The sequence below is a fragment of the Psychrobacter sp. A3 genome, from assembly GCF_028823565.1.
In the GTDB taxonomy this organism is placed as follows: Bacteria; Pseudomonadota; Gammaproteobacteria; order Pseudomonadales; family Moraxellaceae; genus Psychrobacter; species Psychrobacter celer.
This window is the reverse complement of record NZ_JAPEHS010000109.1, coordinates 1-6,418: the sequence shown is the minus strand read 5'-3', so window position 1 is coordinate 6,418 and position 6,418 is coordinate 1. Positions and strand designations below refer to the sequence as shown.

The 6,418-nt window shown below is 46.2% G+C and carries 5 protein-coding genes and 1 pseudogene; 5 read left to right on the top strand and 1 reads right to left on the bottom strand.

What is annotated here, in order from left to right; all coding sequences use genetic code 11:
* The 3 genes and pseudogenes from rlmKL to NK638_RS11355 all read left to right on the top strand — a co-directional run.
* Positions 1–1,895, top strand: a 1,895-nt coding sequence (rlmKL, locus tag NK638_RS11365; protein ID WP_274633102.1) for a bifunctional 23S rRNA (guanine(2069)-N(7))-methyltransferase RlmK/23S rRNA (guanine(2445)-N(2))-methyltransferase RlmL, incomplete at its 5' end; no start/stop codon positions are given.
* Positions 1,896–2,152: 257 nt separating this feature from the next.
* Positions 2,153–2,728, top strand: a complete 576-nt coding sequence (locus NK638_RS11360; RefSeq protein WP_105245099.1) for a TerD family protein — start codon at positions 2,153–2,155, stop codon at positions 2,726–2,728.
* A gap of 235 nt (positions 2,729–2,963) precedes the next feature.
* Positions 2,964–4,024 (top strand): annotated as a pseudogene (locus NK638_RS11355) (DUF475 domain-containing protein).
* Positions 4,025–4,227: 203 nt separating this feature from the next.
* Here NK638_RS11355 and NK638_RS11350 read toward each other — a convergent pair.
* Entirely contained in the window at positions 4,228–4,887 is a 660-nt protein-coding gene (locus NK638_RS11350; protein ID WP_198335508.1) for a 7-cyano-7-deazaguanine/7-aminomethyl-7-deazaguanine transporter, read from the bottom strand.
* Positions 4,888–5,200: 313 nt separating this feature from the next.
* On the opposite strand from NK638_RS11350, the gene NK638_RS11345 reads away from it, so the two are divergent.
* Positions 5,201–5,776, top strand: a complete 576-nt coding sequence (locus NK638_RS11345; RefSeq protein ID WP_105245096.1) for a TerD family protein — start codon at positions 5,201–5,203, stop codon at positions 5,774–5,776.
* Positions 5,777–6,026: 250 nt separating this feature from the next.
* Positions 6,027–6,418: AIM24 family protein (locus tag NK638_RS11340; protein ID WP_274633101.1), on the top strand; the 392-nt coding region annotated here is incomplete at its 3' end.

The following is a 6,418-nucleotide window of genomic DNA, read 5'->3' as shown; positions in this document are numbered from 1 at the left end:
ACGCCATCGCCGATACCTTCAATGAAGTATATGACAGCCGCCCCAACGTCGACAGCAAAAACCCAGATTTTTCTGTGTTTGCTACTGTCAATGACAAGCAAGCCGAGCTGTATCTAGACCTATCTGGTACCAGCTTGCATCGCCGCGGCTATCGTGTGGCCATGACCGACGCGCCTTTAAAAGAAAACCTAGCCGCAGCGCTACTCTATAGCGCAGGTTGGCATAAGAAAAACGACGCAGGTAACACGCCTTTTTATAACGCTCTTATCGATCCTATGTGCGGCTCAGGTACGTTTATTATCGAAGCGCTCTTGATGCATTGTGATTATGCTGTCGGTATCGATAAAGCAGCCAATCAATTCGGATTTTATGAATGGCAACATCATGATGATGCGCTCTGGCAGCAGATGATTGAGGGTGCCCAAAACCGTTTTCGCGAGGCGCTCGCCATTGCTCAAGAGCAGCCAGACACCTTGCCGCTGATTTTGGGTTTTGATGCTGATAGCGGCGCGATACTCGCCACAGAAAAAAACCTGATCGCCGCAGGGTTGCAAGAACTGTTGCCGCTGCTTGATATCGAGACGCGCGCGCTCAATCAACTAGGCGGTGTGCTAAAGCCGCTGGTCGATGACGGCCGCTTGAGCAATCCGCTTGTCATTACCAACCCACCTTATGGCGAGCGCTTGGGCGATGAAGACATTATCAAGCCTTTATACCAGTCAATCGGGCTTATTTTGCAAGACAGCTTTGCAGGTAGTGGCATTAATCCAATGCTTGGCATACTGGCCGCTCGTGTCGAGCATGTCGATATCTTGCCAATCAAAGAACCAAAAACCCTGCGCTGTCACAACGGTGCCATTACGGTTTATTTTCGTTATGGGACCCTTATCGCTGGGCAAATAGGCCATCTGGTCAGTCGTTTTGAGAAGCGTGACATCACGGTAGAGGGCGGGCAAGACTTTATCAACCGTCTACAAAAAAAACTCGCCAAGCTTAAAAAACTCGCCAAAAAAGACAATGTCAGCAATATTCGTGTCTATGACGCTGATTTGCCCGACTTTAAAGTGGCCATTGACCTGTATGGTGATTATGCGCACGTGCAAGAATACGCACCGCCCAAAACCATCCCGCCTGAGACCGCAAAAAAACGCTTCAACCTCGCCCTGATGGGTATCCGTGAGGTGTTTGATATCAACCGCGAGCAGGTCTTTATCAAAACCCGCGCCCGTCAATCAGGTAATGAGCAATACAGCAAACAAGGCAGTAGCGAAAAGCGCGGTAAGTTTTATATCGCACGCGAAGATGGCGCTTACTTTTATGTCAACTTTACCGACTATCTCGATACCGGCCTGTTTATCGACCATCGCAACATGCGCGCCCGTATCAAAGCCAACAGTCGCGGCAAGTCAGTACTTAACTTATTTGCTTATACCTGTACGGCCAGTGTACACGCAGCACTCGCTGGCGCCAAAAAAGTCACTAGCGTGGATCTGTCACAAAACTATCTCGATTGGGGCAAGCAAAACTTTGCCTTAAATGGTCTGGATGTCAGTGGGAGCAAGTATCAGTTCGTCGCTGCCGATATTTTTGAGTGGATCAAGAACAATACTGAGCAGTTTGATATTATCTTTATCGATCCGCCGACTTTTTCCAACTCAAAAAAATTCCAAGGCACCTTTGATGTGCAACGCGACCATGCTGCCCTTATCAATCGCGCCATGAACCGCTTAACCTCTGATGGCGTGTTGTATTTTTCTAATAACTTCACCCGTTTTGAGTTGGACGAGCAGCTAAGCGAGCGCTACGATATTGTCAATATCACGCCAAAGACCATCGGCTTTGATTTTAATATCAAAAAACCCATCCACCAAAGCTTTGAGATTCGTCATCGTTAAGGCATAAAAAAGGCCTATACCGCCTTGTTTGCCCAGCTTTCGTCGTGTTTTGTAGCAAATATCACAATGGCCCAATCGGCTTTGATTGGGCCATTTTTTGTTGTTATGATAGAGCACTACTACGCGGCGAAAAAGCGCAGGCTGTCCAAATACCAATCCCGTCATAGGTTTTGCTCGGCTCGATCTGCTCAGATGTGCCATGACATGGCCCGTGCTTTTATCCTGCGCCTCCTTCCCCTAATAATAAGGACAATCCCATGGCTTTATCACTGAACAAAGGCGGTAACTTATCGCTTACCAAAACCGACCCAAACCTAACCAAGCTGCTCATCGGTCTTGGCTGGGACGAGCGCGCTACCTCTGGCGCTGAGTTTGATCTGGACGCCAGTGTGTTTTTATTAAATACCGCGGGCAAAGTACGCGGCGATCATGATTTTATTTTCTACAATCAGCTCAGATCTGACAATGGCGCAGTGGAGCATACTGGCGACAACCGTACAGGCGAAGGCGATGGCGATGATGAAGTCATCAAAGTAAACCTCACCCAAGTCCCAGCCGATATCGACAAAGTCGTGGTCACGGTCACCATTCATGATGCGGCAGCGCGCAATCAAAACTTTGGTCAAGTGGCCAACGCCTTTATCCGTGTGGTTAATGAAGAAACAGGTACAGAAGTCGTTCGCTTTGACTTAGCAGAAGACTACTCGGTCGAGACCGCCATGGTATTTGGCGAAGTATATCGCCATAATGGCGAATGGAAATTCCGCGCTGTCGGTCAGGGCTACTCAGGCGGCTTGCAGGCGATGTGTCATCAATATGGCGTCGATATCTAATTTTGACTATAACCCTCTATCCTAGCGAACAGACAGTCATAGCGCACTGTCAGACACGATGATACGCACAAATTTTGGTTGCAAAACAGTCACAATTTTTCATCGGCAAACGACTAGCAATACTTTAGGTTTCGTTTAAAATTATCCATAAAAAGTGGTTAGCGATAACCACTTTTTTGCAGTTTGTGCCTATAATAGGCCGACCTTAGCTTTACGCAACCAGACAGGATGTGTCATGAGACATTTTTATTTAGACTTTATCTTTACCATTATTGCCCTTGCAATCGCGGCATGGTGGGGATATTCACACGGCGGTATGGGCGGTATGATAACCACCCTATCTATTACTGCTATTTTGGCCGTCATGGAGATTTCATTATCATTTGATAATGCGGTGGTCAACGCTTCAGTCCTCAAAGGCTGGGACGAATTTTGGAAAAAAATCTTTTTAACGGTTGGTATTTTAATCGCCGTATTTGGTATGCGTTTGGTCTTCCCAATCGTCATCGTTGCCGTCACTGCTGACCTTGGTATGATGGAAGTGATCAATCTGGCGTTGTATAACCCAGAAGAATACTCTGCCAGACTCATGGCACACCATGCAGAGATCTCTGCCTTTGGTGGTATTTTCTTATTGCTGGTGTTCTTAAACTTTATCTTTGATGATAAAGAAGTGCATTGGTTTGAATGGTTAGAGAGCCGTTTGGTAAAGCTGGGCAAAGTCGATGCCATGAGCGTGTTTGTGGCGCTGATCGTTTTGATGGTTGCGGTATCGTGGGCCAGTGCTGAGCAATCAGCGGCGGTATTAATCGCAGGCGTGTCTGTATTCTTGTCTATCTTGGTGTCCAAGTGGTATCAGGTATGCTCGAGGGCGATTTGGAAGAAGAGCTAGAGCACGAAGGCGGCACCTCAGGATCTGAGGCCACCAGCGCCATCATGAAAGGCGGTATCATCGGTTTCTTATACCTAGAAGTCCTTGATGCGTCGTTTAGTTTTGATGGTGTGATTGGTGCCTTTGCCATTACCAATGACGTGATTGTCATCATGCTAGGTCTTGCCATCGGTGCGATGTTTGTCCGTTCGATGACTATCTTCTTAGTCGATAAAGGCACGCTCGATGAGTTTGTCTATCTAGAGCACGGCGCGCATTATGCCATCGGTGCTTTGGCCATCATCATGCTATTGTCGGTGAAATTCCACGTGCCAGAGCTGATCACTGGTCTTATCGGTATCGCCTTTATTGGTTGGGCCTTTGTTGCATCACTCAACTACCGTAAACGCCAAGCACTTGAATAACGCAGCTGTGTTTAGTGTCAGCATTCGATTTCATTAAGTGATCAAATGACAGGTTATATCAAGCAATTGGTATAACCTGTTTTTTTATGTGCGCTTGCAGACTTCGCTCATTATCTAGCGTGATATCCAACCTTATATCATTAATCTATTCTAAAACCAGTACCGTCCTACTGATATTAAGGACTCACTATCTTTGCTGGTGTTTACTTCCCTGCCAGCATCTTCTGAAGTTTTGCCAACACCACGCCATAGAGCGGTAAAAAAACACACACGCCCATCACTATCTTAAACAAATAGTCCATCGTACCAATCTCAATCCAGTGCGACGCCATAAAAGGATCTGGGCTTTTATAAAAAGCGATGGCAAAAAAGCAAAAGCTATCGACCAAATTGCCAATAAACGTCGATGCGAGCGGTGCAACCCACCAAATACTCAAACGGCGCAGTTTATTGAATACTTGGATATCCAGCAGCTGTCCGACCACATAAGCGCTAAAACTGGCCAGTACAATGCGAAAGACAAATAAATTAAAATCCAGTAGATGCTCATGACCAATAAACTGACCATTTGAAAACACCACAGAAAAATAATAAGAAATCATCAGCGCAGGCATCATCGCAAAAAAGATAATACGTCTGGCTAAATGCTGACCAAAGATACGCACGGTCAAGTCAGTAATCAAGAATATAAAGGGAAAAGTAACAGCGCCCCATGTGGTGATAAAGCCAAACAGCTCGACAGGTATCTGCACTAAGTAGTTACTACTGGCGATGATAAAGATATGCAGGCTGACCAGCCAAAATAGCGCGCGGCGATAGCGAATGGGTTCGATCGGGGTTGTCAAAACAGTACTAATACTCATAAATCGGCCTTTTTTTACAGCAGGGTAGAGGGAACCTGAGCGCGCTATTATAAATGATAATCAGATAAATAGCGAAACGACGATGGATATAGTCATAATCTTACTTTTTTGTAGACAGAAAGATACATGTTGTATAGTCACACAAAATACGCCTTGCTTACTCAGCAATCGCTTAGTATAGTTAGACGTAACGATAGGCAGCATATGGCATACAGGTCGATTTATTGATCTTTTGTGCTCAGATAGTCATGACTGCCCTATTTTTGACTTATAACACCAAAAACTTTTAATTATTAATTCATAGGATATTTATATGGCTATTAGCTTAACAAAAGGCGGCAACGTAAACTTATCAAAAGAAGCGCCAGGCTTGACCAACATCACAGTCGGTCTTGGCTGGGATCCGCGGGCGACCGACGGTCAAGATTTTGACTTAGACGCCATCGGCTTTTTGTTGAATGAAGCGGGTAAAGTCCGTAACGATCAAGACTTTATCTTCTTTAACAACCTAAAGTCAGACAACGGCGCGGTCGAGCACACCGGTGACAACCGTACTGGCGAAGGCGACGGCGATGATGAGAAAATCAAAATCAACCTAGCCAATGTCCCAGCGGATGTCAGCAAAGTCGCCATCTGTGCCATCATCTATGAAGGCCAAGCTCGTAACCAAAACTTCGGCCAAGTGGGCGACGCTTATATCCGCGTAGTCAATGATAATGGACAAGCCGAAATCGCTCGCTACGACCTATCAGAAGACGGTAGCACCGAGACGGCTATGATCTTCGGTGAGCTATATCGTCACAACGGCGATTGGAAATTCCGCGCGGTTGGACAAGGCTTTAATGGCGGTCTTGGCCCATTAGCGGCTTCTTATGGCGTAAATGTATAACGCCATCGTTTAACCTTATCTGGGTTTAAACTTATCAAGATCTAGACTTATCATGGTTTAAATCTATCAAGGGTTAAACCCTCCATCGTCGCAGTCACCATCTATATAGGACTGCGGCAGCAAATAAGCCATCAAGTGTGCTCATTTTTCACATTTGATGGCTTTATGTTTATTACGCAGCATAAAGCTTTATAAATCAGCCCCTGTGACATCGCCTCTATCAAAAAAATTAAAAGAAGGATTTGCCCCTATGGCCGCGACATTTAGCTTAATCGGTACCATTGAGCCTTTTTTGCACTGCAATCTAAAAAAGGGGGACTCTATTTATTGTGAAGCCAACGCCATGGTCATGATGGAGTCCAATCTTGAGTTAAAAGGCAAGCTACAAGGCGGACTGATGCAGTCGTTGATGCGCCGCTTTGCCAATGATGAATCCCTATTTCAGCAGCAGATAGAAGCGACGGGCGGCGAAGGAGACTGCCTGCTTGCACCAACGCTAGATGGCGACATGCAAATCATCGAGGTCGGCAAGCAGCAATACACACTCAGTGATGGAGCTTTTGTCGCCGCGCAAACAGGCGTCGATATCAGAGCCAATATTCAGCGCAACCTTGGCGGCGCAGTATTTGGCGATACCGGCGG